16 protein-coding genes are annotated in these 17316 nt (G+C 43.9%); 7 read left to right on the top strand and 9 right to left on the bottom strand.

Features of this window, described 5'->3' with window-relative positions; genetic code table 11:
• The 3 genes from MHM98_RS01430 to MHM98_RS01440 all read left to right on the top strand — a co-directional run bounded on the left by MHM98_RS01430 (position 1) and on the right by MHM98_RS01440 (position 2992).
• Positions 1-1968, top strand: coding sequence for an exoribonuclease II (locus MHM98_RS01430; protein WP_239437337.1), 1968 nt, complete (start codon positions 1-3; stop codon positions 1966-1968).
• Positions 1969-2065: 97 nt separating this feature from the next.
• Positions 2066-2323 carry a hypothetical protein gene (locus tag MHM98_RS01435; RefSeq protein ID WP_239437338.1) on the top strand — a complete coding sequence of 86 codons (258 nt, stop codon included), beginning with the start codon at positions 2066-2068 and terminating at the stop codon, positions 2321-2323.
• 15 nt (positions 2324-2338) lie between these two features.
• The gene (locus tag MHM98_RS01440) at positions 2339-2992 is read left to right on the top strand and encodes an ion channel (RefSeq protein WP_239437341.1); all 654 of its coding nucleotides are present in this window, start codon (positions 2339-2341) and stop codon (positions 2990-2992) included.
• 140 nt (positions 2993-3132) lie between these two features.
• Here the strand turns inward: MHM98_RS01440 and MHM98_RS01445 are convergent, their stop codons facing one another.
• The 6 genes from MHM98_RS01445 to MHM98_RS01470 form a co-directional block, all read right to left on the bottom strand.
• Positions 3133-4425, bottom strand: coding sequence for a hypothetical protein (locus tag MHM98_RS01445; RefSeq protein ID WP_239437343.1), 1293 nt, complete (start codon positions 4423-4425; stop codon positions 3133-3135).
• Between the two features lie 75 nt (positions 4426-4500).
• Positions 4501-5448: a M14 family metallocarboxypeptidase gene (locus tag MHM98_RS01450; protein WP_239437344.1), complete on the bottom strand. Its 948-nt coding sequence runs from the start codon at positions 5446-5448 to the stop codon at positions 4501-4503.
• Between the two features lie 138 nt (positions 5449-5586).
• Complete coding sequence (locus tag MHM98_RS01455; protein ID WP_239437346.1) at positions 5587-6261, bottom strand: hypothetical protein; 675 nt, start codon at positions 6259-6261, stop codon at positions 5587-5589.
• Positions 6262-6611: 350 nt separating this feature from the next.
• On the bottom strand, positions 6612-7091 hold the full coding sequence (locus MHM98_RS01460; RefSeq protein ID WP_239437348.1) for a YcxB family protein: 480 nt from the start codon (positions 7089-7091) through the stop codon (positions 6612-6614).
• Positions 7092-7178: 87 nt separating this feature from the next.
• Positions 7179-8444, bottom strand: coding sequence for an FAD-binding oxidoreductase (locus MHM98_RS01465; protein WP_239437349.1), 1266 nt, complete (start codon positions 8442-8444; stop codon positions 7179-7181).
• Between the two features lie 15 nt (positions 8445-8459).
• Positions 8460-9491, bottom strand: a complete 1032-nt coding sequence (locus tag MHM98_RS01470) for a proline racemase family protein (protein ID WP_239437351.1) — start codon at positions 9489-9491, stop codon at positions 8460-8462.
• A gap of 286 nt (positions 9492-9777) precedes the next feature.
• Here MHM98_RS01470 and MHM98_RS01475 point away from each other — a divergent pair, with 286 nt between their 5' ends.
• The 4 genes from MHM98_RS01475 to MHM98_RS01490 all read left to right on the top strand — a co-directional run bounded on the left by MHM98_RS01475 (position 9778) and on the right by MHM98_RS01490 (position 13640).
• Positions 9778-10779 carry a 4-hydroxyproline epimerase gene (locus MHM98_RS01475; RefSeq protein WP_239437353.1) on the top strand — a complete coding sequence of 334 codons (1002 nt, stop codon included), beginning with the start codon at positions 9778-9780 and terminating at the stop codon, positions 10777-10779.
• A gap of 36 nt (positions 10780-10815) precedes the next feature.
• Positions 10816-12372, top strand: a complete 1557-nt coding sequence (locus MHM98_RS01480) for an aldehyde dehydrogenase (NADP(+)) (RefSeq protein ID WP_239437354.1) — start codon at positions 10816-10818, stop codon at positions 12370-12372.
• Positions 12373-12542: 170 nt separating this feature from the next.
• On the top strand, positions 12543-13229 hold the full coding sequence (locus MHM98_RS01485; RefSeq protein WP_239437355.1) for a GntR family transcriptional regulator: 687 nt from the start codon (positions 12543-12545) through the stop codon (positions 13227-13229).
• A gap of 9 nt (positions 13230-13238) precedes the next feature.
• Positions 13239-13640, top strand: a complete 402-nt coding sequence (locus tag MHM98_RS01490) for a hypothetical protein (protein ID WP_239437356.1) — start codon at positions 13239-13241, stop codon at positions 13638-13640.
• Between the two features lie 51 nt (positions 13641-13691).
• Here MHM98_RS01490 and MHM98_RS01495 read toward each other — a convergent pair whose 3' ends face one another.
• The 3 genes from MHM98_RS01495 to MHM98_RS01505 all read right to left on the bottom strand — a co-directional run bounded on the left by MHM98_RS01495 (position 13692) and on the right by MHM98_RS01505 (position 17177).
• Positions 13692-14549: a 2OG-Fe(II) oxygenase gene (locus tag MHM98_RS01495; protein ID WP_239437357.1), complete on the bottom strand. Its 858-nt coding sequence runs from the start codon at positions 14547-14549 to the stop codon at positions 13692-13694.
• Between the two features lie 91 nt (positions 14550-14640).
• On the bottom strand, positions 14641-15327 hold the full coding sequence (locus MHM98_RS01500; protein WP_239437359.1) for an exonuclease domain-containing protein: 687 nt from the start codon (positions 15325-15327) through the stop codon (positions 14641-14643).
• Positions 15324-17177, bottom strand: coding sequence for a DUF294 nucleotidyltransferase-like domain-containing protein (locus MHM98_RS01505; RefSeq protein ID WP_239437360.1), 1854 nt, complete (start codon positions 17175-17177; stop codon positions 15324-15326). The genes MHM98_RS01500 and MHM98_RS01505 overlap by 4 nt, the downstream gene beginning before the upstream one ends.
• Positions 17178-17316: the final 139 nt, after the last annotated feature.

Genomic DNA, 17316 nt, shown 5'->3' on the forward strand with positions numbered 1-17316 from the left:
ATGTTTAAAGACAACGCGCTATTAGCACAACTAAAACAAAATATTCAAGAATCACTCCCTAAAGCCGAAGGACGCGTCAAAACCACTGACAAAAGCTTTGGCTTCTTAGAAACCGAAGATGGAAAAAGCTACTTTATCGCCCCGCCCAACATGAAAAAAGTCATGCATGGCGACATCGTTAGTGCGACTATTTCAAGCGATAAAGGCAAAGAGCAAGCAACCCCAGTTGCGCTAGTTTCAAGTGCATTAGCCTCTTTTATCGGCCGTGTAAATCTCAACAAATCCAAACTAACAGTAACACCACCTGCGCCTTATAAGGGCAGTGCTATTAGTGCGATTCTAGACGGCGAACTCTATGTCGATCACGGCGATTACATCATCGGCGAACTTACAGGCCATCCTCTTAACGAAGCGCCAAATAATGTGTTAAAAGTTAAAATCGTTGATGTTGTCGCCGCCAGTAACGATCCTTTTTTGCCATGGCTAGTAACACTGGCTAAACACAACATGAATAATGATGTTGTGCCAATTGAGCCACCAGCCGATAAAGAACAATGGCCTCTGCGTAAACCAGAACTGGCACGTAGCGATCTTAACGACGAGTTATTTTTCACTATCGACGGTGAAACCACTCAGGATATGGATGATGCCATTAGTATTATCGCACTAGACAATGGCGACTGGGCTCTTAAGGTTGCGGTAGCAGATCCATCTGCGTATGTCACCGCTGGCGATGACACTGACATCGCGGCGAAAGCACGTGGCTATACCCATTATCTTCCAGCACGCACCACCACCATGTTGCCTGATTCACTGAGTCACGATATTTGTTCACTACGCCCCGATGTCACTCGTCCAGCATTGGTATGTAGCATGGAAATTAACGCCCGTGGCCAACTGCAATCTGATGCACAATTTGAACTGGCGTGGATTACCTCTAAAGCGAAACTAAGCTATCAGCAAGTAACAAATTTCGTCAACGGTGAGCAAGCACAGTTGCCAGCTATTGATGGTTTAGCCCAAGCACTCACCACACTAAACGCGTTTGCCTTTGCGCGCAGTATGTGGCGTGGAAAAAACACCCAGCTATTTGATAATCAGCCAGATTATCGATTAAAACTCGATTTTGAGAACAAAATCAGCGGCATTGATATTCGCCATCACGATGTTGCCAATTCAATGGTGGAAGAAGCTATGCTTTGTGCCAACATTTCTGGCGCAGCACTACTCGCCAAGCATGAAAACGGCGGTATTTTTAATACCCATCCGGGATTTGACGGCGATAAGGTCAAAAAACTTGCTGAATTGCTGGGCGATCAAGGTTACATTTACCATCCAGAGCACCTACTAACGAGCGGCGGCTTTTGTCAATTGCAGCGTGAATTAACATCACGCAGTGATAACTACTTCGCAGCAAGACTACGTAAATTTCAGCTTTATGCCAATATTGCCCATCAACCACAACCACACCACGGTTTGGGCGCTGAGCAATACGCCACTTGGACATCACCAATTCGCAAATATGGCGATTTAACCAATCATCGTTTAATCAAAGCAGCAGTTTGCGGTGATGATATGCCGCCGTTACCAACGGCAGAAGATGCACTCCAATTAAAAACTCAGCGCGACAATCAGCGCACCATTGAGCGCGATTTATGCGCTTGGCTGTATATTGATTTTCTGCATCATGCAGCTAAGAATAAGCAAAAGTTTAAGGCGCAAATCTTTAACGTTAACCGCGGCGGCGTATTAGCACGCCTTGTAAAAAATGGCGCTACCGTATTCATTCCTTTTAGCAATATTCACAAAGATCGCAAAGCATTAAAGAGTGATAGCGAAGCAGGCACGGTAAGCGTTAACGATGAAGTAGTTTATAAGATCACCGACGAAGTGACCTTAGCCATTACCGATCTCAATAAAAACAAACTCAATATTACCGGCAGCCTACTCGCTAGCGATTTAGCTTAACTGGCTCTTTTCTCACAAGTGGCGAAGACTCTCGCCACTTGCTAAGGCCCACAAAATACCGCAAGATTAATTTATTCCTTTAAATTGAGAGCGATTTATGGATAAAGCAGCGGATGTAAATGCGGTAAATGATTCGGCATGGCAAGATGGAACGTTAGGCCAATTACCTGACGCCAAAGAACGATTAGGTGAGCGGGCACGTAGTGGTCAACCGATGGAAAACTTCGCGCTAGCAAACGGTGATTATAGTCACGTCAACCTCGTCAATCGCGCCTCAAAAACAGGCTATCAGCTCCACAACGCCGATTGCTATCACAGCGACTTTAATCACGCCCATTGCTTTAAACTCGATTAATCCGGCAGCTCGCTGATGAAAGCTGACTTTTCGTTTGCCAATCTGCACTGTGCCAACCTCACCAATTGCAATTTGCTAGGCACCAATTTCAAAGGCGCCAAGCTAGAGCATGTTATTTGGGGAGACTATGCGCTACAAGAGCAACAAGCCAATGTCGCTAAATCTACTGAAGAAAAACTCGATTTATACCAGCAAGCTGAAGAAGTCTATCGCAACCTGCGCTTGGTGTCGGAAAAACAGGGACTATTTGAAACCGCCGGAAATTTCTTTCAACGTGAAATGATCATGCGCCGCAAACAAATGCCGCTGTGGTCTGTTAATCGCATTGTCTCTAAAATCGTCGATATGTTTTGTGGTTATGGCGAACAACCAATGCGCGTGGTCGGCTTCACGTGGTCGGTAATCATTATCTTTTCAGTGTTATTCTTCTTTAGCGGCGTGATGTATAACGGCAATATGATTAACTATGACAGCACGCTAAGTGGTCAGCAGAACATTGAAAACTTTTTATCTTGCCTCTACTACAGCATTGTGACCTTTACCACGCTCGGCTATGGCGATATCACCCCCACCGGCTTATCGCGAGTATTAGCCGCTATCGAAGCCTTATTCGGCAGCTTCACCCTCGCCTTATTCGTGGTGGTTTTCGTTAAGAAAATGACGCGTTAGCGGACTCTTACTCTATCAATCACACATTTCAATATCTGAGTATATTTTGGTGTACTTGTGAGATATGAATGCTTAATTGAAATTCGCGAAAGCACACCATGTTATTCCCATTACTAAAAATTCGCACCTATATGAGAAAATTAAGTCCCCTCCATCATAGATGCTGTTTTTGGCTCAGCTAATAAATCGGTAAAGGCTTGCCAAAGTGCATCATGGGAATCATCAGCAACTTGCTTTGCGAGGTATTGTTTTACCAAATCTTGGCCGTAGTTGTAATTCATCACATAGGCGCGATTGTGTTTAATAAAGGCTAAGCGTTGTTTAGCGCGCTCTGGGCTATTTAGGGCATATTTAACCAACATATCGCAGGCTTTATCGTCATCGATATCACCGTTAATCCAGCGCTGAGCTATTAGGTTGTCGACATAGGACAAGCGATGAAGTTGACGCTGAATACCGTAATATTGCTCGACTTGCTCAGGATCTAATCCAGCAAGTGGAAATAACACACCACGTTCGAACGCTAGGCGCTCATCCCACGGAAATGCCACTTCAATGCCGTAATTAGCACTGCCCTCAGCCAGCAGCGATACTGGGCTGTAGAGGTTATAAATGCTGTATTCAAGCCAACCGCGCTCATTGACTAAATGTTTTTCGATTAGCGCATTAAACACATGATGTCCCGGATAGCCTTCATGCGCGGCTAAATCAATGACCCGTTCAATATATATAGGGTGGTCAGTATTAAGCTCAATTAAGCTATAGCTGTTGCCTTTATACCAATTGTAAGCACTCCACACCTGATTATTAGTTAGCTCAACCCTAAAGTTCTCATTCGTTGGCAAGTCAATGCGGGCTAAGGTGCGTTTACGCGCTTCTTCTATGGCCGCATCAAACACTGTGCTTAGTTTGCTAGGCGAAACAATAAACTGTTGTCGATAGTTAGCGAAGCGCTTATTGAGCTCGCCTTCGCCAGGAATTAGTGTATCAAGTGAGCGTAAAACATCATCAAAATAGACTTCATCAAAAAATGGCACTTTGGCGTCATAAAGTAGCTCACATTCACGCTCATAACTTGCGGTTTGGCCAGCCAGTTGTTGTGCGTAAAACAGCAATGCTTTTGATTGAATGAGTAAGAATTGATGGCGTTGATATAGAAAAGAATCTGCAGCAATGTCACCGCCTGTTAATAATTCACAAAGCGTTTTTATATCTTGTGTCAGAGAGGTTAGAGACTGCGCATCGCCTGTTGGTCGCCATTCCTCTGGACCATAATAGGCATCGACGAAATATTCACTGTGCTCACCAACGCCAAGCGATAATGTCACGTAATCTTTGGCAAATTGATTAAGCTGATGATTGTGAGCGTGCTCTTGGGAATTAAGACTGGCTAAAAACTCAGATTGCTGCTGGGTAGGATTTGAATCTGTCACTGGGTAACCACATTGAATACTTAACAATGTGGTTTAGTGTATCCAACCACAAGATTGGATACAATATTCAATTTATTAATTATTTTTAATCACATAATCTAACGCACCAACAACGGCGGCAACTTGTGCATCGATGCAGTTTTTATCATCGACTAATGGGCTGTCTGGATACACTTCGGTGGTTGTACAATAAGTTGCATTACTAAAACCCGCACATAGCCCCAGTTCAACTGTTGCGTAGTTAATTACACCAAACTGCTCTAATGGCGCACCAATTAAGCAATTATTATCATCACTAGGTGCAATGTGCGTCACCTTTTCAACATGCTCGATAACATGGCGTTGAAACGCTGGCTCTGGTTTTAATGTATCGCCGACCAAATAGAAGCCATCAGGAATATTCCAATTGGTGTGCTCCAGGCCATCACGCGCCGCCAATGCAGGTCGAAACTCGCTGTTATCTGTATCTGTGGTTTCATGTAAATCGACATGAACATCAATTATGATAGCTAAGGATTTTACAAATGCCATCAACTGAGCCGATTCAGGCGCAGGACTATCTTGATAAAAAGAGCGATTGGGATCAATCGCTTGAGGGTTCCAGCGGTTAATCGTTTCGTAACCCCAAGGGCTAACGCAAAACGCCACTAGAATATTAAATTGCGGGTAGTTATGAGCTAACTCAACAAAGGCTAATGCCCCTTGCACACCGCTGGTTTCGTAACCGTGAACACCACCTGTCACCAAGAGTGTTTTTTTCGCGTTATCCCATTGTTTAGATTTAAACGCTAATAGCGGGTAGTTGCTACTGCCTGAAATCACTTCGCTATAGTTGAGCTCACCATACTGAACCAACTCCAGTGTCTCGCTGACTGTACTTAGCTCATTCAATTGATTTGCTTTCGTTAGCACTTCATCGAAAAAACTGCGCTTGATTTGCTGATTAGCGAGCCACTTCGCTTTGTGAACTTGTTGCCAAGCTTCGCCCGGTGTGCCTATGGCATATGGCGTTTGCTGGTTCATATATCGACCTCAAAACTGTATACAAAATTTTGGCGTGAAGCATAACACGCCGCGCTCGTGATACAAGATGTAGCCAATAAAAAACCCCACTGGCTTCGCAGCCAACGGGGTTCTTAACCTGCATAATTTTAGTTCAAATTAAGCAAGTTGTTTGTTTACGATGTCATCAAACGCAACAGCGATAGCACACACAGTGAACGGCAGTGTGAACAATAGGCCTAGACCTAATAACATCACACCGATGATGTTGATGATCATGATAACTAGAGCGAAACCGAAGAATGCGAACCACTTCTTAGTGATCAATTTACGGCTCATTTCCATTGCTTCAAAGAAACCTAGGTCGCGATTAATTACCATCAGTGATGTGAACATGTAACCGATCGCCAAGTAGATACCTGGAATAAGTAATAAGAACATACCGATCATAATGAAAATGCTAGATACTAAGTAAGCAAGAAATAACGGTAGGAAGTGATCAAAACCACCGAAGAAATCACCAAATGATGTTTCTTCACCGTTCATTACTTTACGCGCTACAACGTAGTAACCGGCCATTAATGGTGCACTAATAACGAGATTAGCAATTTGACCGATAATTGGAATTAAGCTTAGTACAACACTGATAAGCAGCATTACTACGGTAAAACCGATGAAGCCACCCATGTTTTTAGCAAAAACACTCCAGCCATTGCTGAGGTATTCGCCGAATTTAAATTCATAACTATCTAAGGCAACTGGACCCTTTGCACTAACTGCTGCTTCCGTTGGGCCTTGTGTTGCTTCTTGGTGTTCTTGTTCCCAATCTGCCATTGTATGTTACTCCGTGTTTGGGGAATTAAAATTGAGCGGAATATCCACCCGTAAAATACAGTTTTTAACTGCAAACCTATTAGTCGCTGTTCGACGATAGCATCAAAGCGCGATATTTTTATGACAATAACTTAAAGGAGTCTGCAGATAGCAGTAAATTCAACGAAAATACGTTGGAATGACGAGTCACATCCTTGTAAGAAATTGGTGGTGTTTTTAAATAAGAATACTTCTCAAAAAATAACGGCGATAGATTAGCGTAAAATCGCTGTCGCTACAATTTTAAACAGCGATTTTTTTGATATTTTTTTACATCTCAATCTCTTGCTCAATTTACCCAGCGCTATCAATTAAGAAGAAATTTTGTGAGTGATAAAATCGACAACCTCTGGCGTGAGACATTGCTTGGAAATATAACTGACACCCGCAGAATGAGTGAGCAGGAGGCCAACATCACTCTGTTTTAGCTTGGACACATCACTGAAGTTCAGCTTGCTGTTGACGTGAAATGACTTAGTGGTAATACCCTGCTCATCAATAATCAAATCCACTTGATGATTATAAGCTTTCGATAGCATTTGACGCCATAACCACCAAGTGCGTTTGTAATAAACACTCAACGCCTCAAGCGCAGCAACTGCAACCACAAAAAACGCCGCATATTGGTTAGTGCCTACGACAAAAATAAGCAATAGGCCAACGACTGTTAAAATCATCGCATTGCGATATTTTTGCATCATCGGTCGTTCGACGACGGATTGGTCAAAGCACTCAGCAAAGTGAGCTTTATCGAGTTTGAATGATGTTTTAAATTCAAATGGCGTAGACATATAATTACCCGTAAACGCTAGCTTATTAATAGCGCGCAGTGTACGCGTAATTACAGTCTATTTCACCTATTCAGACCACAATTTTGGCTAAAAACGTGTGATGCGATATGGCGTTAAATCAATGTTCGTTGCTTGGTTACTTACTAGCTGCGCCATTAATTCACCACAAGCAGCGCCCCATGTCAGTCCCAAGTGTTGATGGCCAAAATTGAAAAAGACACTGGGATTATGTGGGCTGCGATCCATCACAGGCAGTGAGTCTGGTAGCGATGGTCGGCGCCCCATCCATCGTGCATCCTGTGGTAAATCATCTAGAGTTAGTTGATGTAACTCAGGGCATTGCTCAGCACTTATCATCGCTTTAGCATGAGTTAATAGCATATCGCTACGCTGATAATCAGGTGTTGCTTCATTACCGCCAAATTCCACAGTGCCCGCCAGTCTCAAACCCTGCGCCATAGGCGTCATAATAAACTTTCTATCATTTGAAGCTATTGGCAGCGTTAAACTGGTTTGCAGCGGCAGCATCAAATGGTAGCCGCGTTCAGTTTCTAACGGCACCCGATAACCTAAGGACTTTGCTAACGGCTTAGAATAGGCCCCTGCACAGACCATCACTTTGTCAAAGGCAGTATCGTTTTGCTCTGTGGTGACTATGGGTCTAGGTTCATCGGTGACATTAAGCACCTGTTGTGATTCAACTTTTCCACCAAGGCTTACAAACTTATCGGCGATTGCTGCGACAAGTGTCTGTGGATTTGCCGTGTGGCCAACATCAGTGAAATACAGTGCACCTTGAATGTTACCCTCAAGAATTGCCGTTAGCTCAGCCAACCGAGCCCCCTGAACGAATTCGACGCCTACGCCTTGCTCTCGATAGAGCGACAGCAATTGCTCAACTTCTTCTGGGGTAATAGATTCAAACGTGAGCAAAGAGCCATTGAGAGAAAACAATTCGCTGGCTTCCACCTCGTGAACAATCCGTTGCCACGCCTCAATAGCTACTTCATTGAGGGCTTTAATATGAGTGCTATTAGTCTGACGCTTTCCCGCAGTCATTTGACACAGAAAGCGAGTAAACCACGGCAGTGCCTTAGGAAAATAGCTTGTTTTAATGCGAAAAGGCCCCAGCGGATCTGATAACATTTTTGGCACCTGTAGCAAAAGAGCAGGATCAGCCAACGGAAATACTTGCTCTGTTGCAAAATGTCCAGCGTTGCCAAACGATGCACCACCTGCAATGTCGTTCGGCTCAAACACAGTCACGTCATAACCAATCTTCTGCAATTGATAGGCGCTATTAATGCCAATAACACCGCCACCAATCACCGCAACACGTTGGTTTAACATCATCTTATCAGTCCTCAACTATCGTAAGATAAAGCCGTTTTGAAAAATATCCGTTGGATCGAGCATAAACTGATGCACACCAGTGATCCACGCCCTACCATGTACTTTTGGCTTAACCGCAGGATACTGATAAAAATCATCACAAGCCATTGCTGACACTTTCATTTGACCGTCAACAATACTCTCAATAGTAATTTGCTCATCGTGCGCGACTTCACCTTTGGCATGCAGCAGCGCAATGCGCCCAGCTACACCAGTGCCCGTCGGGCTGCGATCGACTTCGCCCTCTGCGAAAATACACACATGACGAGAATGAGACGTTTCCTGTGTTGTCTTCGCTGAATGAAAAATAGTGCCATATAAAAAGCCCAAATCTTCATCGCGAGGATGTTCAATCGGATGAGCTTCCATCACAGCATGTTTAATGCGACGTCCCATATCAATTAGCTGATTGACATTGTCTTGACTGCAACTAATGCCATGTGCGTCGGCATCAACATAGGCATAATACGCCCCGCCAAAACCAATGTCGTATTTCACTGTGCCGAATCCCTCTACCTCAACACTACAGTCGAGAGCGTGAGCATAAGAGGCAACATTTTCGAACCACACGGTAAGTTCCCCGTCGTCATTTTTATCGACCCAAGACGAAATAAGACCAGCAGGACTATCGATTTTTAAGTTATGTGGGAAAGATGTTGGCTTAACATGACCAATTTCTACGGCGATTTTGGAAACCGCAATAATCGCATGGCCACACATGCTGCTATAACCTTCGTTATGCAGGAACAAAATGCCAAAGTCGCTGCCTTGCGTAACAGGTTCGGTAATTAGCGCCCCATACATATCAGCATGACCGCGCGGCTCGAACATCAGCACTTGACGATATTGATCAAGGTTATCCAACAAATAGCGGCGCTTTTCCAGAATTGTCTTACCGGGGATTTCAGGATAACCCCCAGTAATAATCCGTAAAGGCTCACCTTCAGTGTGGGCATCTATCGTGTGAAAGTGCTTAAAGTGATCAAAGGTTGCTACATCAATTTTCATCAAATATCTTCCTATTACTCATCGGCTTAGCGCGAGAAATTTCGCTATCTAAGCCAGTGCTTTAGCCTGTCTTATATTTTATACTTGGCAAGCGATCAAAATTGTATACAATATACTTGAGTCATAAAGTAAATACAATCCGAAAATCCGCGATTCACCGTTGATTATTGCTGAGCAAATGTTGCTCTCCACGTAGCAATTTAGATTGGTTTACTTGTTATAAGAAAAATAAAATTTACGCAGCTCTTATTTAGTTGTCCTGCGTTAGTTGTGTAGGAAATTACCCATGAAAAAAGGCACATTTTTTTGTGTTGATGCCCATACCTGTGGCAATCCGGTTCGCTTAGTTACCAGTGGTCACCCAAATTTAAAGGGTGAAAACATGAGCGAAAAACGCCAAGATTTCTTGGCACACCATGACTGGATCAGACAATCGTTAATGTTTGAACCACGTGGCCACGATATGATGTCAGGATCGTTCTTATACCCCCCGTGCAGTGACAACAGCGACGCTAGTATCCTGTTTATTGAAACTAGCGGCTGTTTACCAATGTGTGGTCACGGCACTATTGGCACTATTACCAGTGCGATCGAGCAAGGATTATTAACGCCAAAAACGCCGGGCCAATTAATTATTGATGTGCCTGCTGGTCAAATTCGCATCGAATATCAGCAAACAGACAATAAAGTCGATTGGGTAAAAATCTATAATATTGCCAGTTACCTCGCCCACCGCGATAAAGTTATCGACGTACCGGGCCTGGGTGAGCTTACTGTCGATATTAGCTACGGCGGTAACTATTACTGTATCGTTGAACCACAAGAAAACTTCCCAGGCATTGAGCACTGGAGTGCCAGTGAGATCATTCACTGGAGTAACATTGTACGCAAAGCCGCTAACGAACAACTAACCTGTGTTCATCCAGACGATGAAACCGTTAATGGTATTAGTCATTTACTGTGGACAGGTACGCCACAAACTGACGGCAGTGATGGCGCAAACGCCGTGTTCTACGGTGATAAGGCGATTGACCGCTCTCCTTGTGGTACTGGTACTAGTGCTCGAATGGCGCAGCGCTTTGCCAAAGGATTACTCGCAGAAGGTGATACTTATGTTCATGAAAGCTATATTGGTAGCCAATTTATAGGCAAAGTTGAATCAGTTACTAAAGTCGGCGACTATGACGCCATTATGCCAAGCATTCAAGGCTGGGCCAAAATAACCGGCTACAACCAGATTATTGTTGACGATGAAGATCCATACGCCATGGGTTTTCAAGTTAAATAACGCATTTATTCCTCCAAGACACGAGAGAAAAATTACATGATAGAGATTACAGGAAAGCATCTAATCGATGGCCAATGGGTAAGTAGCACTGCAACTTCATTTGAAAGCGCAAACCCAGCAACAGACGGCGTTAATCCGTGGTCATTTTTTGACGCTAGCGAAACCGATGCCAATGACGCAGTAACTAGTGCCAATAGGGCGTTTCGCGTTTACCGCCGCAAAAGCGCAGCTGAGCGCGCTGAATTTTTAAATACTATTGCTGCTGAAATTGAAAACCTAGGTGAGCAACTTGTTGAAGCAGCGATGAGCGAGACAGCACTACCACAAATGCGCATCGAAGGTGAGCGCGGCCGTACTTGTGGCCAGTTACGCGCCTTTGCTAACAACCTATTAAACCCAATTTCGCCAGTGTTTATCGACCACGCTCAGCCTGAGCGTCAGCCATTACCTAAAGGTGACAGCCGTTTAACTAATGTGCCATTAGGTCCAGTCGTTGTGTTTGGTGCTAGTAACTTCCCGCTCGCATTTTCGACTGCTGGTGGTGATACCGCATCGGCATTAGCAGCTGGTTGTAGCGTGATTGTAAAAGGTCATCCAGCGCATCCGGCAACAACAGAATTAGTGGCCCATGCCATTAATCGCGCAATTGAAAAGTGTAATATGCCAAGCGGTGTATTTAACATGGTGCAATCGACAACGCCGCAAGTTGCCCAGTGTCTAGTACAACATCCACAAGTAAAAGCCGTTGGTTTTACCGGTTCACAAAAGGTTGGCGATATCCTTAATAAACTAGCGCAAGAGCGACCTGTACCAATTCCATTCTTTGGCGAGCTAGGTAGTACAAACCCACAATTCGTATTGCCACAAAAACTTGCTAGCGACGCACAAGCGCTTGCTAACAATCAAGTCGCCTCAATGCTAATGGGCCACGGTCAATTTTGTACTTCACCTGGTTTAGTCATTATTCAGCGCGGTGAAGGTTTTGACGGTTACATGACGGCACTTGGCGATGCAATTAGCAACGCGCCAGCGGGCACTATGCTGACCAAAGGCATTGCGCAAACCTACAACAGCCAAGTTGATAAACTAAGCTCAAACCCAGCACTAAGTATAATTGCGAGTGGCGACGCCGGTAATGGCGGCTGTCAAAGTGGCGCAATTGCATTTAGCGTGTCAGCCAGTGACTTTATCGCTCAACCTGAATTACATGAAGAAGTATTTGGCCCATGTGCACTTGTTGTTGTGTGTGACAACGACGAGCAAATGAATGAAATCGCACTGTCATTATCTGGCCAGTTAACAGCAAGTGTATTTGGTACGGATGACGAGTTACTCGATTACATCGATTTAGTTGATGATATTGCACAAAGCGTTGGTCGCTTGATGTTTAATCAATTACCAACTGGTGTTGAAGTATGCCACTCGATGCAACACGGTGGTCCTTACCCAGCATCGACAGCGCCGCAAACGACTTCAGTTGGTAGCCAAGCAATCCATCGCTTTACCCGCCCACTGTGTTTGCAAAACATGCCTGTGTCTATTCAGCCAGAAGAAATCAAAGACGGCTCATCACACCCGCAAGTTATCGTTTAACTAATTCACTCTTAGTATTTTTAGCGACCTATTCGCTGGATTTATAAACGATATTAGTAAAAAGAGGCATTATATGCCTCTTTTTCACTATCTTATCCTTATCTTTTGCACGAAAAACGTCTACTATGAAGAGTAACCGTAAAAATTTTTGCAATTGACTGATAACTATAATGAATAACAATTCTCAAATCGTCCATAAAACCCGCACTCAGGTTGTTGTGGAAGTGCTTCGTGAGCGCATTCTCTCAGGCGACATCAAAGCGGGAACCCCACTGCGTCAAAGTGCCCTAGCCGCCGAACTCAACGTAAGCCGGATCCCAATTCGAGAAGCATTATTGCAATTAGAAGGTGAAGGGTTAGTAAAATTTGAAGCTCACAAAGGCGCGACTGCGGCACAACTGTCGAGTCTTCAAGTGCAAGAGTTATTTGAATTACGCGCCCTACTCGAAACCGATTTACTTGCAAAATCAATTGCTAAGATGACAGATCAAGATATTGAGAATTCGCGAGAAATGCTACAGCAGTTAGAAGAGTCGTTTCATCACGCCAACTCAAGTAACTTGTGGAGTGATTTAAATACGCAATTTCACACTAGCCTATACATCGCAGCAGATCGTCCAAACACCATGGAAATCGTGCAAAACCTCAATTCAAATTGCGACCGTTATATTCGCCTTCATCTAATGCAAAAAGGCGGCATCCCACGTGCGGAGCAACAACATCAAGAGTTATTATCGCTGTGTGAAAAACGTGATATTGACGGCGCATGTCGCGTGTTAAAAGAGCATATTCTTGGCAGTGCGCAAGATCTTATTGAACTGGTTGAAGCACATAATGCACAGCAAGAAAACAAATAGGCTATTTTAATGAAATTGATTATTACATCACTGTTACTCTTAATTTCTACTTCTAGTGCTGCGGCACTCAATACAAATCAACGAGAACTAGCTAAGAATCTCCATTTAGCTGTCAATCAAATAAATAGCGCTGGTCCTAAGATGCTCGATGACGAAACGCGTCTCGATTCAGCGGCTACTATGTCCAATTACATTATCTATAATAACACCCTAGTCAATTACACCGTTGAGCAATTAGATACTCAATTATTAGATAAAACACTCACCGAGAATGTGATCGATAAACTGTGTGCTAACGCAGGCTTAACAGCTTTTTCAGATCTCGGTGTCGTGATGGTTTATCGTTACATCGATAAGAACAATGTCTTCGTGACAGAATTGTCCAAAGATATGGCAAGCTGCAAAAGCTAGAATTCGTATGATGCTTTTAGGTGTGCGACACGTGCACACCTAAATATTATTTCAACTAAACATCTCCCCTTGCCCTTTGGCTCTAAACCACTTAGTAATAATTATTTTTTCGCCTTCTTCCACTGGCATACCATGATGCAGTGTGTAAGGGTTTGGATAGCCGTTTTCATCGAGATTATTCCACAGCACCGCTTGACCTGCTTTGGGGTAGAACGTGTGACGTAAATCCACAAACTTAGTGCCACCGCCTTTTGGCGTGTCCTGCAGGTAAATCATAAAGGTCCAAGTGCGCTGGCCTTGACGCTGAGCAAATTGCAAATACTCGTTGGTGTGTGGTTCAAAATAATCGGTATGTGCCTTAAACTCCTGTCCCACCTGATAACGCTGCGCTTGAATGCCTTCTGAAAACGAAGGATTGATGCCGATAGCCTTGGCAAGTTTTTCGTCGATTTCTTTAATAAAGGGGTCATCAAGAAAAGATAAGTCGCACGTTGAACTGGTTCGAAAAGCATCATCGCCATTAAATTGGGTGACTGTCGACGGCCGCAGATTATCACCGATAATCGCTAGCATTTTTTCGCATTCTTGTGCTGATAAAAAATCGTCCCAGACGAACAATTGGATCAAGTCGTTTTTAAATGGCGTGATCTGCGGATGTTCTTGGACAACAATGGGTAAATTCGCTAGCGCATTATAGTCAGCGCCATCATAACGGTCGGCGAGCTCTTGCTTGGGAATATCTTTTTTCTTGTAAGGATTTAAAAAGTGTTGCGGCGCTATGGCTTTATCCACTTGCTCTTGACTAAAGCCTTCTTTAAATAAAATGTCCCGTAATTCACTTTTATCACATCCACGCGCTAGGTTATCGGCCACCCACACATGCCATGCTGCATCAAATACTTTTGTCATTATTATCTCTTCCACAAACTATCGGAAAACAATAACAATTTTTATTTATAAATTGTATAAAAAATTCAATAGACTCAAAGAAAATGAAACGTTAATGACTAAATTTCAAAAGCTGCTTAAGCGTTAACGGCGGCGGACCGATAGAAGCGACTTGCGCCAATAACAACTGCGCTGTAGTTAGCGCATCGCCCAGCGCATTATGAGCATCACCGCTTGGAAAGCCATAACGCTCGGCGCTGTTATTTAAACGCAATAACTGCTTATCAAAGTGCTCCCCTTGGCGCGATAAACGCGCAGCTTCGATATGCAAGGTATCAATTACACTAAAAGGCAGTGTGTGCTGATAGATATGGGTGGCTGCTTGGCGCAGAAAGGCAACATCTAAACTGACGTGATGGCCAACCATGACCCGCCCTTTTAACGCATGTAACAATTCTTCTAACGCTTGCTTCAGCGTTAAGGCGTCAGTGAGATCGCGATCGTGAATGCCATGGATAGTCGCACTATCCCCGACGCTTTTACTTGGGGTAATTAGCAAATTTCTCGCTTGTGCGAGCTTAATTTCACCATTAATAATGGGCACCCACCCCATGCTAATAATTTCGTGTTGTTTGGCGTTAAGACCTGTCATTTCTAAATCTACCGCCAACAGCTCAGTTTGATCAAACGGCAAAGATAAGTCCGGTTTAGCGCGAATAAAATCAATCGCCGTTTGCTCACGTGCCTTGCGCGCTAATCTTTTGCGAGTAACGCTATCGACAATGTCTTTTAAGCTCAAAACATACCTCGAGTAAATTTAGACTGCAGGCCTTTTTGAGCTCCATGTACCACTTCAAAGGCTTCTTTGAGTTGATGCTGCAATAAACGCGACACCGCTTTAGGCTTTAGATAATTAGTCGTTGGTTTGTTGGCTTGATATTGTTGACCTTGATTTTTAAGGCGTAAATCGGCGATAAATTCCAATGCATCCTTGAGACTTTTTACGTCGCTCCTATTTAGGATTTTACGCCCTAATAATTGATTTAAGCGCTGCTGAGTATTAGCTTCAGACAACCCCTCATGCAACGCGTAAACCCGCACAACATCGTTGATTAACGCCACACCACGATGCTTTAAATCTAACACTTTGTTTTCTTCGCCATCGCGCTCTAACACAAACTTCCCGAAAAAGCCTAATGGCGGCGTACTCGACACAGCTAAACCAGCCATTGAAGCAATAAAGATTTGATTGCCCTTGGTCGCGCTATTTACAAAAGTTTGTAGTTCATCAAATAACGCTTTATCGCCTGCCAGTAATCGCATATCAAAGAAGATTGAAGCATTGAGCAACGCTTCAGGTGATGGCGTATTAACCCACTGATTAAAATAACTTTTCCACGCAGCCACATCGACACGCCATTTATCGGTTTGCGCCATAATTTCACCGGGACAATAGACATAACCACAAGCATCTAATGCACCACATACATATTCGGTCAGCGCTTTAAAATAGCTGGCTTCTTGCTCATTTGGCGTGCGCGCTAAGATCATGCCGTTATCTTGGTCACTTCCCGCCGTTTGGTCCATCCGCCCCTGAGAGCCAAAGACAATCCAACTGTACGCAATTGGCGCAGCGCCGAATTTTTCTTCGCCAAGCACTAGCAATCGACGCGTCAATGAATCAGACACCAAAGTCAGTACACGACCAATCTCTTCCGCGCGAGCGTCTGAAGCAATCATACTTTGCAATAATTCAGGAATTTTCTTACTAACCGCCACCAAACCATCAACGTCTTTCACGCGATTAATTTCTCCGATTAAGAAGATCGGCTGATTATTTTGGCTACGAATTATGTCGGTCGTGGTTATCATCCCAGCAACCTTGCCATTCTCCAGTACGGGTAAATGGTGAATGTTGTGGGTAGACATCAGTAATGACGCTTCAAATGCCATCGCATTAATATCAATGCAAAATGGCGAGCGCGTCATAACATCATTAATCAGCGCACTACCATCGAGGCCCTGCGCCAAAACGCGCGAACGTAAATCCCTGTCGGTTAATACCCCTGTTAACTCATCATTATCTATGATCAGCAACGACGAAATGCGGTGGTCGCTCATCAAGACGGCCGCTTGGGCTACCGTGTTATCTGAGGTCATAGAAATAACATTGTGATGCACCAAGTGTTTAATAGTAAGGTTTACTGGCGATTGCTCACCTGTTGACGTCGGCGCATTAGTTAAGCGTTTAGCATGGGCGCGATTGAAAAATCGTTCAAACTCGACACTATCATTACACAAGTCACTAAAGAGTTGCTGCTCAATTTGATAGACCAAACCGTCTTGCAAAATAGGCACTTGATTATCGACACTTTGTCCTGTCAATAATGACTGGAACCCAAAATAGTCTCCCTCTCCTAAGCGGTCAACCAGCTCCTGGCGACTATTGCGGATCTCAAATGCGCCAGTACGCACAATATAAAGTTTTGGATTGGTGTAATCGATTTCAACATGTTTCGACTGACTGCTGAAATATTTGATAGTTAACCCGGTTGCAGCTTTACTCAACGCCGCTGGCGATAAGCTGTCAAACGGGATATGTGCTTGCAAAAAGCGCTTTATTTCTTTGATTTCGATATCTTCAGTCATAGTGTTTCCATGCCACGTTAGTCGTAGTTCATCCACGATCAAATTACGATATAGTCGGAAATATCTCCGTAATCAATGAAGACACGTGTTTCCAATGACGACGGCTATAGGACGAGTTAGTTCTCGATAATTATTTTTA

Source organism: Psychrobium sp. MM17-31, from assembly GCF_022347785.1.
GTDB lineage: Bacteria > Pseudomonadota > Gammaproteobacteria > Enterobacterales > Psychrobiaceae > Psychrobium.

Excerpts from the sequence above, each read along its gene's own strand:
- MHM98_RS01490 (WP_239437356.1), top strand. The coding sequence starts at position 13,239 with ATGAAATTGATTATTACATCACTGTTACTCTTAATTTCTACTTCTAGT.
- MHM98_RS01495 (WP_239437357.1), bottom strand. The coding sequence starts at position 14,549 with ATGACAAAAGTATTTGATGCAGCATGGCATGTGTGGGTGGCCGATAAC.
- MHM98_RS01460 (WP_239437348.1), bottom strand. The coding sequence starts at position 7,091 with ATGTCTACGCCATTTGAATTTAAAACATCATTCAAACTCGATAAAGCT.
- MHM98_RS01430 (WP_239437337.1), top strand. The coding sequence starts at position 1 with ATGTTTAAAGACAACGCGCTATTAGCACAACTAAAACAAAATATTCAA.
- MHM98_RS01455 (WP_239437346.1), bottom strand. The coding sequence starts at position 6,261 with ATGGCAGATTGGGAACAAGAACACCAAGAAGCAACACAAGGCCCAACG.
- MHM98_RS01485 (WP_239437355.1), top strand. The coding sequence starts at position 12,543 with ATGAATAACAATTCTCAAATCGTCCATAAAACCCGCACTCAGGTTGTT.
- MHM98_RS01505 (WP_239437360.1), bottom strand. The coding sequence starts at position 17,177 with ATGACTGAAGATATCGAAATCAAAGAAATAAAGCGCTTTTTGCAAGCA.
- MHM98_RS01475 (WP_239437353.1), top strand. The coding sequence starts at position 9,778 with ATGAAAAAAGGCACATTTTTTTGTGTTGATGCCCATACCTGTGGCAAT.
- MHM98_RS01435 (WP_239437338.1), top strand. The coding sequence starts at position 2,066 with ATGGATAAAGCAGCGGATGTAAATGCGGTAAATGATTCGGCATGGCAA.
- MHM98_RS01440 (WP_239437341.1), top strand. The coding sequence starts at position 2,339 with ATGAAAGCTGACTTTTCGTTTGCCAATCTGCACTGTGCCAACCTCACC.
- MHM98_RS01480 (WP_239437354.1), top strand. The coding sequence starts at position 10,816 with ATGATAGAGATTACAGGAAAGCATCTAATCGATGGCCAATGGGTAAGT.
- MHM98_RS01465 (WP_239437349.1), bottom strand. The coding sequence starts at position 8,444 with ATGATGTTAAACCAACGTGTTGCGGTGATTGGTGGCGGTGTTATTGGC.
- MHM98_RS01450 (WP_239437344.1), bottom strand. The coding sequence starts at position 5,448 with ATGAACCAGCAAACGCCATATGCCATAGGCACACCGGGCGAAGCTTGG.
- MHM98_RS01470 (WP_239437351.1), bottom strand. The coding sequence starts at position 9,491 with ATGAAAATTGATGTAGCAACCTTTGATCACTTTAAGCACTTTCACACG.